The sequence below is a fragment of the Lapillicoccus sp. genome, assembly GCF_025353065.1.
In the GTDB taxonomy this organism is placed as follows: Bacteria; Actinomycetota; Actinomycetes; order Actinomycetales; family Dermatophilaceae; genus Lapillicoccus.
Genome location: NZ_JANXRJ010000032.1, coordinates 49,016 through 64,737, shown reverse-complemented (window position 1 = coordinate 64,737; position 15,722 = coordinate 49,016). Strand labels below are relative to the sequence as shown.

Genomic DNA, 15,722 nt, shown 5'->3' with positions numbered 1-15,722 from the left:
GTCGGCGATCCTCGCCGGGGGCAGAGGCAGGTAAAGCTTGCCGGCCTGACCTGCCCGGTGGCCCCGGCGGCGCGGGCGGCCTTGATCGCGTCGGTGATCATCCGGTCGGCGCCGTGCCCGGAGACAGGCGTTGCCCTTCCGGAGCCGGGACGCGGCGATGACCGGGGCGCACGTCGGCGACGACAGCGCCGCGATTTGAGCGTTGACGCCCTTGACCCCGGAGTACCCGTACGCGGCGCCCTGCTTCTTGTAGCCATCCACTCGTATGACCTGCCGGATGGTGTCGTCGATGTCGATGTTCGCCAACCCGTCCACCCCGGCCAGCAGCCGCGGAGACACAGCGGCGAGCCCGGCCAGCACCCGGGTGTGGACGGCGTCGAGCTGGCGGACATGCCCAAAGGTGAACGAGCGCAGGAACGTGCCCAGCCCTCACTCGCATGAGGGGGCCCGGACGTCGGTGAAGACCTTGGCCATCCCGCCGTGCCGCAGCACGTCGAGGTCAGCCGACAAACCCGATGCTGTCGGCGCCGGCGAGCATCCCCGCGACGATCCCGGCCGCTTTCACCGGCCCGTTCGGGCACGGAACGCTCAGATGCTCACCGAGCAGGTCGTGCAGCCCGGCTCTTTGCGCGAGTCGCATTACCGGGACCAGACCGGCCGAACCGATCAGGTTCGGGTCATCGAAAACTGCGGATACCTTGTGCGATGCTTGCACTTGTCGGATGCCCCTTCGGACGGTTCGGATCAGACCCTTAGCAAGTCCAATCCTTCCGCCCCACAGGGGCATTCGCATATCACGACCCGCCCAACCCGGCCACCAATCGGTGGATCAGGGCTCAGCGAGAGGTCAAGACCGGTCAATACCAGGCCCCGGAACGGGCCAGTTCTGACCTCTCGACAGGGCCACCCGGCATTTCTCGGGGGTGCGTCTTTCCGCCGCGTATGACCGTCTCACTCCGCAGCAAAAAGCCCACGTTCTCCGGGGGGAGAGTGGTCGTTGGGGGTGACCACTTGGCTCGGGCAGCCACTGGCGCTGGCCCCTCGGTAGTGATGACGGGAACGGGGGGGGCAGCTGGGCGAGGGGGCTTGGGCCGTCGAGCGAGCAGGCGGCTGCGGTTCCGTCGGCCGCGCGGATCTCGAGGCCCACGCCGGAGGGGAGCGGGGCCAAGATGTAGAGGAGGATCGATGCCTTCGTCCTCGTCGAGGACGCGGTGAGTTGCCGGATAGCTGCTTGCAGTTGTGTCGCGGTGTATTGCAGGCAAGTGACGTTCAAGGGGTAGATCTCTCGCGCTTGGTCGATGGCATCCCGAGATAGAGGGTCGCTGGGGGTTGCGGCGTAGTTAGATAGTGCTGAGTGCCGTCTCACGAAATCTGACGTGATGAGAGCTATCGGCGATCACGAATGGCGTTTGTGGCACGGTGGAGCTAGGCGGGTTTAAACGGGTCTGGGGATTTTGTGACGACGTAGTCGTCAAGTTCTAGTGTCGCGTGTCGGAAATGAATTTCTAGTCTCGGGTTGAGACAATGAGTCATGTCGCGAGTGGAGCCGTTGGTGTTGCGGGCTGGGGACGAGCAGGTCCTGCGGGGTCCTGCGGGGGTGGCTGCGATCCTCGACGGTTCAGGCGGGGTTGGCGCAGCGGGCGCGGATCCTGGTGCTGGCGGCCGAGGGTCACAGCAACTCGGAGATCGGCCGGCGAGTGGGGGTCAGTCTGCCGACCGTGCGCCTGTGGAGGAACCGTTACGTCACAGGCGGATTGGAGCAGCTGGACGACCTGCCCCGCTCGGGTCGCCCGGCGCTGCACGGCGAGCAGGTCGTCATCGCGGCCACGCTGGAACCGCCGCCGGACAAGCTCGGGGTGACGCACTGGTCGGCCCGCCTGCTGGGCGACCACCTCGGGGTCAGCTTCGCGACGGTCGCCCGGATCTGGTGCCGGTGGGGACTGAAGCCGTGGAAATCGGAGACGTTCAAGTTCTCCACGGACCCGGAGCTCGAAGCCAAGATCCGCGACGTCGTCGGGCTCTACCTCGCCCCGCCGGCGAACGCGGTCGTGGTCAGTATCGACGAGAAAACCCAAATCCAGGCCCTCGACCGGACACTCACGAGGCTGCCGATCCTGCCGCTGCGGCCGGGGATTCCGGAGAAGCAAACCCACGACGACAAACGCAACGGCACGACCACGTTCGCGGCGCTCGAGATCGCGACCGGGCTGGTCACCGACCGCTGCTTCCAGCAGCACACCAACAAGGAGTTTCTTGCTTTCTGAAGCAGGTCGCCCGCGCCTACCCGCGAGTCCAGCTGCACGTCGTCTGCGACAACTACGCCACCCACAAGCACCCCAACGTCCAAGCCTGGCTGGCCAAGCACCCTCGGGTCCACATGCGCTACACCCACCACGGACCAACGTGGGCGAAAGAGGTTGGTCGCGACATGTCCACCTCACGGCATCTTTTCTGCTTACTCAGGTAGGAGGCACGTCTACTTGGAGGCCCACAATGCCCACTCCCCATCTACCTGCGAGCTCGTCCCGGAACAGCCTGCGGGCTCTCGAGGACCTCGCTCTGCGTCCGCTGCTCGGCATCGAGGAGGTGGCTCAGATCCTCGGTCTGCCCAGGGCAACCCTCTATCGGTGGCACTCGTTGAGTACGCCCGAGACGCCGATTGGCCCTCGGGCGTTCAGGGTGGGACGGTACCTTCGGTACACGCTCGGGGACGTCAGCAGCTACATCGAGGGGCGCCGCTCCTCCGCCTCCTGACGGCGGTGTCGGTAGTCTGCCCGCCGCAGTCCTGCGAGCCGTCGGATGACAGGAGGTCCGTCGTTGGCGACAGTGGTGACGCGGCAGGGTACCGACGGCAAACCTCGCTATGACGTCCGTTATCGCGACCCGGCGGGGGTACAGAGGAAGCGAAGCTTCAGGAAGAAGGGTGAGGCCACGGCGTACTCCGCGACCGTGGAGGCGGACAAGCTCCGGGGTGCGTACGTCGACCGGAATGCCGGGCGGGAACTGTTCCAGGTTCACGCGGAGCGGTGGCTGAGCGCGCAAGTCTTCGCGCCGAACACGAGAGCGGTCGTCACGTCCCGGCTGAAGAACCACGCGTACCCGGTGCTGGGGGCAAAACCGTTGGCGTCGATCCGACCGAGCACCGTTCAGGCGTGGACGAGGTCGTTGTCCGCTCTGGCGCCGTCGACGCAGCATGCGGTCTACGGGCATGTCCAGGCGATCCTCACGGCAGCGGTCGACGACCAGCTCATCGCCCGCAACCCGTGCAAGGCGCCTTCGGTCACACGACCGCGCAACCGTTCCCCGAAGATCACGGTGTGGCCGCGCGAACGGGTTCCCGCAATGGCGGCAAGTCTTCCGGAGAGGTACCAGGTCGTGGTGCCCATCGGTGCAGGCTTGGGCCTGCGTCAGGGTGAGATGTTTGGGCTTGCTGTCGAGGATGTCGACTTCTTGCGGCGGGAGGTCACGGTCCGTCGTCAGGTGAGCCTGGCACTGTCGCGGCAAGTCTTTGCGCCGCCAAAATACGCGAAGACACGCATGATCCCGCTGGCGCCCTCGGTCGCGGAGGCCATCGCGGCGCACCTGGCCCGCTACCCCGCCATCGAGGTGACGCTTCCCTGGGTCGAGCACGACGGGCCGCCGGTGACCGTCCGCCTCATCTGTCACACCCGGGAGCGCAAGGCCATCAACCGCAACTACTTCAACACGGTCTGGCACACGGCGCTGCGGGGCATCGACGTGGAGCCAGGGCGGCAGAACGGCTGCCATGCCTTGCGGCACTTCGCGTCGGTCCTCCTCGACGCCGGCGAGTCGATCAAGGTGGTGTCCGAGCACCTGGGCCACACCGACCCGGGGTTCACGCTCCGCACCTACACGCACTTGATGCCGGACACGCGGGTGCGCTCGGTGCGGGCCATCGACGGGGTGTTTTCGTCGGGATGTGCCATGGAAGTGCCATCCGAGGGTGGGGCCTGAGGAGAACGTGCAGGTCAGCGGCCTCTTTGAGGTCCTGTCAATGGTGTACTACGACATCTGACGCTCTGAGCCCGCTGACCTGTTGCTTTGCCAACGCGACGAGACTGTGGGCGCTCGCAGTCGCGTCGCGTGAGGATGGGTGCGCCGCCGAACATACAAAGGGCCCGACGGGCGCGGCATACAGGGACAGAACCGGACACGATCCGGCCCTCTGTATGTTTGGCTGACCACCCATCCTCCAGGCCGCCGTTCGTTGGGAAGTATGGAGATGCAGCTAGTTGTCGGGGTTGTTCACCAAGCTGATGAACACCGTCGAGCCGCTCATGACCGTGTCCCCCGGCTTGGGCGTCATGGAGATGACGGTGCCCGTGATCCCCGTGCCCACGACCCAGTCGAGCGAGACATTGAGCCCGAGCGACGATGCGGACGGAATGGTTCCGTCGCCGCTACCGATTTCGATGTCCTCACCGAAGGTCCAGTGAGGAAGGACGACCGGGACAGGAACGGGGTTTGACTTGAGCTCTTCTGGGAAGATGCTCGGTGGGACGGACGTGGGGAAAGTGCCTCCGTGTCCTTGAGCCCAATCGGAGGGCATCACCGCTTGCGCGGGATGGTCGATGGCTCCGCTGGCGATGGTGTCGAGATCCGTTTGGACGTCGGCGATGAAACGCGCGAAGTCTGTCGGGCTGGCCGATTTGCTCCAGTCGTAGTGCGTGGCGTGGTCGCGGTACCAGCAGAGTTGGTTGAGCTGATCCAGCAGGGTCAGCCGGGCCGTCGCGCAGGTCCTCAAGATGTCTTGGGCATGTTCGAGGTCAGCGCTGTTCGGTGGGAGCGGCCCCTCGACGATGGAAAGGGGTGACAGGAGCCACTGGTAAGGGCGCGCGTTGGCGGTCGGATCGTCGTGCATCGCGCTCATCCAGTCATTGGCGCTCTGCAGGAGCTCCGAGGGGTCGCTCGGGTCCTTGATGGTGATCTTCGGGCCACCAGCGGAATATATTCTGCAGTACACCGAGACGTTGGAGTCTTGGCACACGTTCTTGAAGGACGTGCTTGCCGAGGCAGAGAAGAACCCGTAGGAGCCCTTCAGGCTCGCTTCGATCTTGGTGGCGTCGTCCTCGCTCTACGTCTGCACCTCGATCAGGCCCACGAACACCCCACCTCGACTCACTGCCCGGGCGAAAAGGGTTCCGTATCTTTCGGCGAAGACCTCGGGCTGGTCGACCATGGCGGCGGCTGTTGGCGTGAGCACGCAGTCGTCGATGCTGAGGTTGGCCAGATTGATGGTTGCGGCAACGCTCATGAACAACGAGGAAGCGTGGATGTGCGAGCTCTCCGAAAAGGAGAACTGAGCAGAGACACCGCCGAACGCACCGAAGCCATACGTAGCCTGCGCATCGATCCCCAGGCTGGTCTGGAGATCGTGGATCGACGTGACCCGACTGACCACGAAACCTTGACTCGACCCATCAGCCTGCTGAGGAGGTGTCGCGACTCCCGCAACGACATGGTCCTTGACGTCACCCGACAGCGGGTCGATCCCTATCCCGAAGTCGTATCCCAGTGCGTCTGGAACCATCATCTGATGCTGACTACCTGTGCTGAGCCCCGCGGACGATGTGGTCATGAACGGTCCTCCTGAACGACAAGTGCGTGGAGCGTCAGGGGCCCGTCCTGGAGCTGGACTCCTGGAACGCTCATTGCACATATGGAGCAGTGGCGACCTCCGACTGATACCGAGGTGTCGCGTCGGACTACCCCACGCGTGGTCTGATCGGGGCGGCAGCCGACGTGTCCGCGGCCCCGGGTGGCACCAGGCTGAAGGCGCCTTCCTCTTCCTGCGCGTTGTGCAGCCGGAGCACGGCATACAGCCCGTAGAGCAACCGCCGCAGCTCGACGATGTCCTCGCGCTCGACGCTCGAGGTGTCGAGTCCCACCAGGAGCAGCCGTAGTCGGGAGACCTGGTGCTCGATCTCTGCGTGGGTGCGGCTCATCGCGACGGTCCCCTCGCTTCCTCCCAGGGCCCGGTCCACCAGAGGGACGAGCAGCGCCTCGTCGGCTCGCTCGTGCGGAAGCAGTTCACTCTCCAGCCGGTCCAGGAGCAGCTGCAGCGGGGCGAGGTCACTGCTCTGCGTGGACAACGCGTCGGCGACCGAGCGGATCTGCTCGATCAGCGGGAGGACGGCGTCATGCTGGGCCCGCAGGAGCAGTGCAGTAGCGATATCGGCGGGTGGCATCGCGATGGTGTGGACCTTCCCCGGAAGGACGGCCCGCAAGGCGATGCCGATCGCCAGGACATCGATGACCTCCTGCACGATCGCTCCCGCAGCAGGCGGAAGGAGCCCGACGGCGGCCACACCCATCGCGACCAGGGAGAGGCCCATCCCGACGAGCACGGCCTGGAGGGCGATCCGCTTCGAGCGACGCGCGATGAGGATCGCATCGGCCAGGGCGTCGATGCGGTCGATCGTCAGGACGACGTCGGCGGCCTCGGACGACGCAGTGGCGCCACGGGCGGCAAGCGCCACCCCCACCCCGGCCGCCGCGAGCGCCGGAGCGTCGTTGATGCCGTCACCGACCATGATCGTCGCGCCATTCGCGGATTCGCGCTCGATCGCGGCCAGCTTGTCCGCCGGGTCACACTCAGCCAGCACCGTGTCCACGCCGATGATGCGCCCCACCATGTCGGCGATGTCGGCGCGGTCACCGGTGACCAGGACGACACGCGAGATCCCGGCCTCACGCAGCGCGCGCACCATCCGGGGCGCGTCGGGCCGGATCGCGTCCTCGAGCAGGAAGACGCCCGCGGGTTCGTCATCGACGGCGACGAAGACCGTGAGCGAGCCGTCGAGGTCGGCGCGCCGGCGCACCTGACGCACCCAGGTGGACGCGGCGTCGCCAACGATCCACGAGGCCTTGCCCACCTTCACCCGGTGGTCGCCGACACGACCCTCGAGGCCGTAGCCCTGCACCTCCCGGACGTCCGTGGGCATCTCCAGGAGCAGCCCGCGGCGAATGGCCCCGGTAACGATGGCGCTCGCGAGGACGTGCGCCGAGACCTGGTCGAGCGACGCGGCAAGCCGCAACACCTCGTCGGCGAGGTGGTCGCCAGCGGTGACGACGTCGGCCAACATCGGACGCCCCTGGGTCAGGGTCCCGGTCTTGTCGAAGAGCATCACGCGTCCACCGGCCAGGCGTTCGAGAGCGCCGCCGCCCTTGATCACGACGCCGATATGGGCGGCGCGGGAAAGACCGGACATGATCGCGATCGGCGCCGCCAGCAACAGCGGGCACGGCGTCGCGACGACGAGGACGGCGACCGCACGGACAGGGTCCCCGCTGAGCAGCCAGGACGCGCCCGCGAGGAGCAGCGTGAGCGGGACGAAGAGGACCGCGAACCGGTCAGCGGTACGCACGAACGGTGCCGAGGAGGCCTGGGCCTGCTGCACCAGTCGCACCACACCGGCATACGTGGACTCGGCGGCCGCCGCGGTCGCGACCAGCTCGAGAGGCGCACCCGCGTTGACCACGCCACTGCGGACGTCGTCGCCGGGCGACCGCTCGACCGGCAGCGCCTCCCCGGTGAGCGCCGACTCGTCCAGGGTGGCCGTGGACGACAGCCGCCCGTCCACCGGGACGATCTGCCCCGTACCGACGAGCAGTAGGTCACCGATGACGACCTCCTCCACCGTGACCTCGACGACCCCGCCCCCGACGAGCCGCCGGGCCGTGCGCGGGGCACGCTCGACCAGCAGGCTGAGCTCACGCCGCGCCCGGACGTCGGCCCGGGCCTCCAGGAACTGCCCGCTCGCCAGCATCACCGTGATCATGGCCCCGGCGAAAGGCTCGTTGACCGCCAGGGCTCCGGCCAGGGCGAGCACCGCGATGATGTCGACGCTCGGAGTGCGACGCCTGATCGCCCCGAGGGTCCAGAATATCGAGAACCCCAGGCCCAGTAAGGTCCCGGCGATCCACAGGACCCTCGCGGGCGTCGACGCCGACACCAGCCACGCCGCACCACCGGCGAGCAGGAGGGCGCCGGACGCGGCGAACAGCAGCGTGTGCTGATTCTCGACGATCCGGGTCACGGTGTTCGGACGTGTGGGGGGCACGACCTCATCGTCGGTCGACCCACCGCCTGGCGACAGGGACAAAGGGCCCGGCTCCTCAGGAGGAGAGCCTGCCCCGGCACCGAGCGACACCGACCGCTGGCACGGGCACGGGCCCCAGGTCACATCGCGGCGATGCGTCGCAGGTGACCCGCGAGGGCAGCGGCCCCGCCCTGCTGCTCGGCGTTCTGGGCCGGCACGTAGAGCTCGTAGCCGTCACGGTGGTCGCCGGCCGATGGCACCAGGAGGGTCCAGGCTGTCGTGATCCCCAGCCCCGGGGCGGCCTCCAGCGCGGCATACCACTGGTCGCGGGTGCCGTCCTCGGATCCCTCCTTGGACAGGCCGTCCTGGCGGTTGGTCGTCCAGTCGTACTCCCCCACCATGGCGACCTTGCCCGCCTGACCAGCGAGGTCGACGGCCTGGCGGACCGCGCCGATCGAGCGCGGGTAGCCATGCACGCCAACGATGTCCACGTCATCGCAGTCGAGCGACGCCTTGCACTGCGAGAGCCACAGACCCGCCGCGGGGTCGATGACGAGCACCGCGGGAGCGACGGACCTGACGACAGCCGCCATCTGCCGGGTCCAGTCCCGCGGGACGTCGTACATCTCGTTGCCGAGCTCGATCGCGAGGATCGTGGGGTCGTCGGCGTAGCGCAGACCGCTGATGCTGCTGCGGTGGCCGAGCCAGGCGACGAGGTGGTCGCGAAAGGCGTCACGGACGCGCTGGTCGCGGTAGAACGCGGAGCGGGCGGCGCGCTCGGACAGGGCGCGACCCAGCACCAGGCGCGCGAGCTCGACCCCCGAGCCGTGGTAGCTGTTCCACCGATCCGACATCACGGCGACCAGCCGCTGCCCGCGACGCCCCGCGCTGTCGACGACCCGGTCGAGGTGCGCCCAGACGTCGTCCCGGTAGACCCCCGGGCGGGGCATCAGCGTCGGCGTGCCGTTGCGTTCCGCATCACCGTAGGACGTCCCGAGGGTGTGCACCCGCACGACCGTGCTCCCGAGGTCCCGGGCGGCGGCGAAGAGGCTGTCGACCGTCGCCGAGGTCGGCAGCGTCGCGACCCCGCGGACCCGCGCGTTGTCGTTGAGCCCCAACCAGTAGGCGTTGACACCCGCGATCCTCACCGTGCGCCCGGCAGCCACCAGACGGGTGCCGTCGCGGACGACGCGGCGGGAGGGCCGCAGTCACCTCACCCGGCCGGTATGCCGCGTGAGCACCACGACCGATCGCAGCGGCTCCGAGGGCCGCACCGAGGACGCTACGGCGGGAGGGGGTGCTCACGGGGGTGAGGAGGAATGGCGCACGCGGGACAGCCACGACGGTGTGGGCTGCAGGGACGTGGTCACAGGCACATGCTCCCCCCACATCGCCCCGGCCGCATCTCGAGGGTTGCGCCACACGGGCATCGCCACACGGGCAAACAGCGCCCTCAGCCCGCGGTGCGGACCGTCGCTCGGTCGACCTGGACGAGACCGATGCCGTCGACGGTGAGCCCGGGCAGCCTGATGGCCCAGGCCTGTCCGTCGTCAGCACGCACGGTGACGGTCCCGCCGGTCGTGAGGTCGACCATCCCCGTGACGGTCGCGTCACCGACCCATCTGAGGTGCTCCAACCGCACCACGCGGCCACCGTCGCCGACCACAACCTGTCCACCGCGCAGGCCCGCGTCGGTGCGGCCGGCCACGACGGCATACCGGTATGCCGCGTCGAGCACGGCTCCCCACGCGACGCTCGCCGCCCGTCGGGCCGCCGCGCTCGGCGACCCGGCAGCCACCACACCGGGCGAGGCCTGTCCGAGCGTCGTGGGGAAGCCGGCCCGGAGTACCAGCGGCGCGACGGAGGCGAGGCAGCGCGGCCCCACGACCCGGTGCGACGCGATGAACGTCCGCACCGCCGCGGCCCCACAGGTCGTCTGGGCGTCCTCCAGGGCGACGAGGTGGGGATTGTTCGCCGCCTCGAGCACCGTTGCGGTGGAGCCGATCTGGCGGGCGACGTGCCGCGCGCCGAGGTCGGGCGTGAGCGAGTCGAACTCGCCGGTGAGGACGAGCACGGGCACGTGGCCGGGGTCGAGCGGAGCGCCCGCCCGCACCGGAGGGTCGAGGGCGCCGACCGGCGCCGGCCAGGTGAGGCACCCGGCATACGTCTCCGTGTAGTCGAGCATCGACGTCCACTCGGACGCGGTGAACGGGGCGAACCAGGACGGGTCGGCGCCGGCGACGGCCGACGCGAGCTGGGCCCGCCGGGTCGCAGTCGCCGCCCGCATGTCGAAGAGCTGGGGATAGTCGGTGCAGGCGACGGCGAGGTAGGCAGCGTCGGAGTAGGAGCGCGCCGGCCCGTCGTAGTCGCCGTAGTCGTAGCCGATGTCCTGCGCGTAGAGGCGCATCAGCGGCAGCGGGTCTCCCGCCAGCGCCGCGCGGACCGCGGGGTCGAGCTGCCGGTAGACCTCGGCGTCGTAGCCGGCGTCGTTGACCATGTTGACGAGGGCGCGCACGTCGACGGTGACCGGGCGACGGGTCCCGTCGGTGGCGGGCGCGAGACCGCTGACCGGGTGAGCGCGCAGCCGTTGCACGAGGCGGCCGATACGGTCCCAGCTCGTCCCCGAGGCAGGTGTCTGAACTGCCGCACAGGCCGCGGAGCGTTGGCACGCGAGGTCGAGCGCCCGGTGGGCAACGACGGCCGAGGTGCGGTACCACGGGTCCAGCCCGACGGTCTCGTAGGTCGAGTCGAGCGTCACCGTGCGCAGCAGCTCCGGGTGGCGGGACATGAACGACTGCGCGAAGTACGAGCCGTAGGAGTCGCCGTAGAGGTCGACGGGCTCGGTGCCGAGCCGCCGGACGACCGCGGCCGTGTCCTCGACCGTCGCGGCCGTCGTGAACAGCTGGGACCCGTGCTGCCAGGTGCCGTCGGACCGGCGCCACGTGTGGTCGAGCCGGTCACCGCAACGACCGGCCGCGGCGAGCAGGGCGGGGCGGGCGGCCGGCGGCGCGAGGTCCTGCAGCGGACGGCAGTCGATGACGGCGGAGCGGCCGGTGCCGCGCGCGTCGACGAGCAGGAGGTCGTGATCGTCCAACACCGGCCCGAGCATCGACACGAAGCCGGCAGCCGTCCCCGTGGCGGGGTAGCCCGGTCCCCCCTCCTGGGTCAGGACCGCGCCGACCGAGCGCCCCGTGGCGGGCAGCCACGCGAAGCCCACGCGGATCTCCGCCGAGCCGCGATCGCTCCGGTCGAGCGGCACGGCCAGCGAGCCGCACCACGTTAGCCGCCCGCACCGAGGTCGCACGGCTGGAGCAGCGCACCGCCCACTACCAGGTCGGCGGACGGATCGGCTGGCGGCAGAGCGCTGCTCGCCAACACCGCGGCCGGTGGCGGCGCCGCGAACGCGACCGGGGTCGTCCCGACGGCGGAGCAGATCAGAGCCGCGGCCACCACGGCTGCCACGGCGTCGGCCGTCCGTCGACGCGGTCGACGGGTCCGACGGGTTGGACGGGTTGGACGGGGCAGGCGCAGGTGGAGCACGGACGGAGGCTACTCCGAGCCGGGTCCGGCGGTGGCCCGGTTGGGCGTGGTCTCCCACCCGGCGGGCGCACCGCGGCTAGCCGACCGGAGCCGCCACCCGGCTCGCGGTCATCCGGTGCTGACCGCTGCCGACCGTCACGTCCTCGACACCGGGCAATCGGACGAGCGCCGTGGCCCCCTCGGGGATGCCGACATCGAGGGTCAGCTGCCCGTCGTCGTCGGTGCTCCACCGGGTCGTGATCGGCCCCTGGGGCGACTCGAGGGAGGCCGCGGCCCACGTCAGGCCTCCGCCGGGTAGCGGCGCGACCAGCACCTGCTCGTAGCCGGGCGTGAGCGGGGCGATGCCCCCGATGGTCCGGTGCATCCAGTCGGCGACGGCGCCGAGCGCGTAGTGGTTGAAGCTGGTCATCTCCCCCGGGTTGATCGAGCCGTCCGGGAGCATCGAGTCCCACCGTTCCCACACCGTCGTGGCGCCCATCGTCACGGGATAGAGCCACGACGGGCACTCCCGCTCGAGGAGCAGACGGTAGGCCTCGTCGAGGTGCCCGGTCGACGTCAGGGCCGCGGTCACGAACGGCGTCCCGGCGAACCCGGTGGAGACGCGGAAGCCGTTTCCCCGCACCAGCTCCGCGAGGCGGTTGCCCGCCACCACGACCTGGTCCGCACTGAGCAGATCGAACTCGATGGTCAGGGAGTAGACGGTGGCGCAGTCGCTCGTCACGCGGCCGCCATCGACGTAGTGCTCCTGGAAGGCGTCCCGGACCCGGTCGGCCACGGTGCCGAAGGAGGCCGCGTCCTCCGTGTTGCCGAGGAGGTCCGCCGTCGCGACGACCCGCCGCAACGTCCGGTAGTAGCAGGCCGTGGCCATGACCCCCGGGTCGGCGAGAGCGTCGAATGCCGAGTCCGGGGGCGCCTGGGGGTCGAGCCAGTCACCGAACTGGAAGCCGGTGTCCCACAACCCTGTCGGGGACAAGAGCCCCTCGACCCGTCGGGCGTGGGCAGTCATCGCCGGATAGTGCCGCTCGAGGGCGACCCGGTCCCCATAGGCCTCCCACAGGGCCCATGGCACCCACGCCGCCGCGTCGCTCCAGAGCGCAGTGCTGTCAGGGTCGGGGAAGTCCGGCGGGTTCTCCATGTACTTGAGGACGTCGGGGACCACGAACGGCACCAACCCGTCGGCCGCTCGTTGCTCGAGGTCGAGGTCGACGAGCCAGTCGGACAGGAAGCCCGAGACGTCATACAGGTATGCCGCGGTCGGGGCGAACGCCGCGATGTCGCCCGTCCACCCGAGCCGCTCGTCGCGCTGGGGACAGTCGGTCGGGACGTCGACGAAGTTGCCGCGCAAGCCCCACACGATGTTGCGATGCAGCTGGTTGAGCATGTCGTCGGAGCACTCGAAGGTGCCCGTGCGACGCAGGTCGGAGTGGACGACCACGGCCTCGAGCGAGGAGGTGCTGAGCTCGCCCGGCCACCCGGAGACCTCGGCATACCGGAAGCCGTGGAAGGTCTTGGTGGGCTCGAAGACGTCGACGCCACCGCTGAGCACGAAATGGTCGGTCGCCTTCGCCGTCCGCAGCGGCCGCGTCCCCAGCTCCTCGTGCTCGAGGACCTCGGCGTGCCGCATCGTGATGACGGTCCCGGCCTCACCCTGGAGCGTGAAGCGCAGCCAGCCGACGAGGTTCTGGCCGAAGTCGACGAGGGTCGCGCCGGAGGGCGAGGTCCAGATCTTCACCGGGCGGACGACCTGCTGGCGCGTGACCGGTGGCCCGATGTAGGGCTCCAGCCGGGAGGGGTCGTGCTCGACGACGTGGACCCCGGTCCAACCCTCGAGGCTCGCGCCGGGCAGGGTCCAGTCCGCCGACTCCAGCCGGGCGTCGATCGTCTGGCCGTCGTAGAGATCGTTGTCCAGGGTGGAGGACGGCCCGGCCCGCCACGAGGTGTCCGTGGGCACCAGCTGCCGGTGACCGTCCTCGAAGTCGACCTCCAGCTCAGCCAGGGCGGCGAGCTCTGTGCCGTAGAAGCCGTTCAGCCCGGACCAGCCCAGCCGCCCGCGGAACCACCCGTTGCCGAGGGCCAGGCCGATGACCGAGGTCGGCTCGAGCAGGTCGGCGACGTCGTAGGACCGGTAGCGCAGCCGCCACTCGTAGCTGCTCCACCCCGGGGTCAGGACCTCGTCGGAAGCCGGGTTGCCGTTGACGGTGGGTTCGACGATGCCGTGGGCGGTCACGTGCAGCATGGCGCGCACGACACGGCCGTGGCCGGTGTCGAGGCTGACCTCCTTGCGCAGCAGAGGTGCGGGGAGCTCCTCGTCGGAGGCGATGAGATCGGCGGACCAGACGTGCGTCATGTGGGCAGTTCCTAACGGGGCGTGGGGGTGGTCGAGGAGGGTGAGCCGGAACAGCCGGGGAGGGGCGTCAGCCCTTGATCGCGCCGGACGTCTGCCCGGCGACGATCTGCCGGTTGAAGAACAGGAACATCAGCAGCGGCGGGATGGTGATCAGCAGGATGTCGGTGAAGAGCAGGTTGTACTGGCTGGTGAACTGGCTGCTGAAGTTGAAGAGGGTCAGCTGCACGGTGGCGTTCTCGTCACCGGGCAGGAAGTAGAGCGGGTTGGCGAAGTCGTTGAAGACGGCCACCGACTGGACCACGACGACGGTGACGATCACCGAGCGGAGGACGGGGAAGATCACCTGGAAGAACATCCTGATCGGGCCGGCGCCGTCGAGGGCGGCTGCCTCGTCGAGCTCGCGCGGGATCGTGGCGATGAAGGCCTTGAAGAGGAGCACCGTGAAGGAGATGCCGAAGGCGACCTCGATGAGGATCAGGCCGGTCATGGTGCGGAACAGCCCGATCTTCTGCAGGGCCCAGATGGTCGGCACCACGGCGGGCGGCACGATCAGGCCGGCCAGGACGAGGAAGTCCGCGATCCGCGTCCAGCGCCCCGGACGGCGCTGGAGGACGAAGGCCACCATCGCACCGAGGATGACGAGGATCGCGACGCTGCAGACCGTCAACGTCGTGCTGTTGACGAAGGCGATGACCAGCTGGTAGTCGCGGGCCTGGACGACCTGGACCAGGTTGTCCCACAACACGATCCGGGTCGGCCAGCTGAACTGCAGGAGGTTCGCCTCGTTGCGGTCCTTCATCGCCGTCACGAGGACGAAGAGGAAGGGCACGACGAAGATGACGAAGGAGACCACGATCGAGACCGATCCGAGCAGGACTCCCTTGGGCCGGATCACTGCTCCACCTCCTTGCGGTTGAGGAGGTAGAACAGCGGCAGGATGATCGCCGTCACGAGGACGAAGAGGATGACGTTGCCTGCCGTCGACAGCCCGTAGAAGCCGGCCTGGTACTGCTTGTAGATCACGGAGGCGATGACGTCGGAGGTGAATCCCGGACCGCCGTGGGTCATGGCCCAGATGAGGTCGAAGGACCGCAGTCCCCCGATGAGCGAGAGGATCACGACCGTGACCGTCGCGGGCCGGGCCAGCGGGAGGACGACGTGCCGGAACACGGCCATCCGACCTGCCCCGTCGACCTTTGCCGCCTCGAGGTACTCGTGGGGGATGGAGACGATCCCGGCGATGTAGATCACCGTGGCGAGACCGACCCCCTTCCAGACGTCGACGAAGGCGACGGAGAGCAGGGCCAACGAGGGGTCGGTGAGCCAGCCTGGCCCCTGGATGCCGACGAGGGCGAGGGTCTTGTTGATCAGCCCCTGGTCGGGGTTCATCAGCACCGTGAAGGTGAGGCCGACGCCGATGGTGCTGACCAGGACGGGAAAGAACACGACCGAGCGCAGCAGACCACGACCGATGATCTGCGAGGTGAGCAGCATTCCCAACGCCATGCCGAGGACGACCTTGAGCCCCGAGGTGACGACCGCGTAGATGAGGGTGTTGGTCAGGCCGCCGATCAGGCCGGGCTCCCGGAAGAACTGGATGTAGTTGTCCAGGCCGATGAACTGCTGGTCGAACAGCGACCACCGCGTCAGGCTGTAGTAGAAGGACGCGAACGTCGGGACGAGGAACAGGACCGTGTAGATGACCGCCGCGGGTATGAGGAACCAGAGGGGGTAGGGGTTGCGGCGACGCGCCGCCCTGGGCGCGGTCGTGG

The 15,722-nt window shown here is 68.9% G+C and carries 11 protein-coding genes and 2 pseudogenes; 2 read left to right on the top strand and 11 right to left on the bottom strand.

The window, feature by feature from the left end:
* Nucleotides 1-306, bottom strand: a pseudogene (locus Q0R63_RS03010) (hypothetical protein); the annotation flags it as partial.
* A gap of 193 nt (nucleotides 307-499) precedes the next feature.
* Nucleotides 500-715, bottom strand: a complete 216-nt coding sequence (locus Q0R63_RS03005; RefSeq protein ID WP_295693764.1) for a hypothetical protein — start codon at nucleotides 713-715, stop codon at nucleotides 500-502.
* 847 nt (nucleotides 716-1,562) lie between these two features.
* On the opposite strand from Q0R63_RS03005, the pseudogene Q0R63_RS03000 reads away from it, so the two are divergent.
* Together Q0R63_RS03000 and Q0R63_RS02995 are read left to right on the top strand one after the other, a co-directional pair.
* Nucleotides 1,563-2,389, top strand: a pseudogene (locus tag Q0R63_RS03000) (IS630 family transposase); the annotation flags it as partial.
* A gap of 437 nt (nucleotides 2,390-2,826) precedes the next feature.
* Entirely contained in the window at nucleotides 2,827-3,975 is a 1,149-nt protein-coding gene (locus Q0R63_RS02995; RefSeq protein ID WP_295693775.1) for a site-specific integrase, read from the top strand.
* Between the two features lie 274 nt (nucleotides 3,976-4,249).
* Here Q0R63_RS02995 and Q0R63_RS02990 read toward each other — a convergent pair whose 3' ends face one another.
* From Q0R63_RS02990 to Q0R63_RS02950, 9 genes are all read right to left on the bottom strand, one after another.
* Nucleotides 4,250-4,891, bottom strand: coding sequence for a hypothetical protein (locus Q0R63_RS02990; RefSeq protein WP_295693761.1), 642 nt, complete (start codon nucleotides 4,889-4,891; stop codon nucleotides 4,250-4,252).
* A gap of 204 nt (nucleotides 4,892-5,095) precedes the next feature.
* Complete coding sequence (locus Q0R63_RS02985; RefSeq protein ID WP_295693759.1) at nucleotides 5,096-5,599, bottom strand: hypothetical protein; 504 nt, start codon at nucleotides 5,597-5,599, stop codon at nucleotides 5,096-5,098.
* A gap of 127 nt (nucleotides 5,600-5,726) precedes the next feature.
* Entirely contained in the window at nucleotides 5,727-8,084 is a 2,358-nt protein-coding gene (locus Q0R63_RS02980) for a heavy metal translocating P-type ATPase (RefSeq protein ID WP_295693756.1), read from the bottom strand.
* Nucleotides 8,085-8,203: 119 nt separating this feature from the next.
* On the bottom strand, nucleotides 8,204-9,211 hold the full coding sequence (locus Q0R63_RS02975) for a hypothetical protein (RefSeq protein ID WP_295693753.1): 1,008 nt from the start codon (nucleotides 9,209-9,211) through the stop codon (nucleotides 8,204-8,206).
* A 305-nt stretch (nucleotides 9,212-9,516) separates the two neighbouring features.
* Complete coding sequence (locus Q0R63_RS02970; protein WP_295693750.1) at nucleotides 9,517-11,322, bottom strand: alpha/beta hydrolase; 1,806 nt, start codon at nucleotides 11,320-11,322, stop codon at nucleotides 9,517-9,519.
* Between the two features lie 20 nt (nucleotides 11,323-11,342).
* The gene (locus tag Q0R63_RS02965; protein ID WP_295693747.1) at nucleotides 11,343-11,525 is read right to left on the bottom strand and encodes a hypothetical protein; all 183 of its coding nucleotides are present in this window, start codon (nucleotides 11,523-11,525) and stop codon (nucleotides 11,343-11,345) included.
* Between the two features lie 154 nt (nucleotides 11,526-11,679).
* Entirely contained in the window at nucleotides 11,680-13,950 is a 2,271-nt protein-coding gene (locus Q0R63_RS02960; protein WP_295693744.1) for an alpha-L-rhamnosidase, read from the bottom strand.
* A 67-nt stretch (nucleotides 13,951-14,017) separates the two neighbouring features.
* Nucleotides 14,018-14,845 carry a carbohydrate ABC transporter permease gene (locus tag Q0R63_RS02955; RefSeq protein ID WP_295693742.1) on the bottom strand — a complete coding sequence of 276 codons (828 nt, stop codon included), beginning with the start codon at nucleotides 14,843-14,845 and terminating at the stop codon, nucleotides 14,018-14,020.
* A complete protein-coding gene (locus Q0R63_RS02950) occupies nucleotides 14,842-15,666 on the bottom strand; it encodes a sugar ABC transporter permease (protein ID WP_295693772.1) in 825 nt (274 codons plus the stop codon). The genes Q0R63_RS02955 and Q0R63_RS02950 overlap by 4 nt, the downstream gene beginning before the upstream one ends.
* Nucleotides 15,667-15,722 lie beyond the last annotated feature (56 nt).

What these genes read in the sequence shown, in the direction of transcription:
- Q0R63_RS02990 (WP_295693761.1), bottom strand. Translation starts at nt 4,891, where the DNA reads ATGAGCGCGATGCACGACGATCCGACCGCCAACGCGCGCCCTTACCAG.
- Q0R63_RS02985 (WP_295693759.1), bottom strand. Translation starts at nt 5,599, where the DNA reads ATGACCACATCGTCCGCGGGGCTCAGCACAGGTAGTCAGCATCAGATG.
- Q0R63_RS02960 (WP_295693744.1), bottom strand. Translation starts at nt 13,950, where the DNA reads ATGACGCACGTCTGGTCCGCCGATCTCATCGCCTCCGACGAGGAGCTC.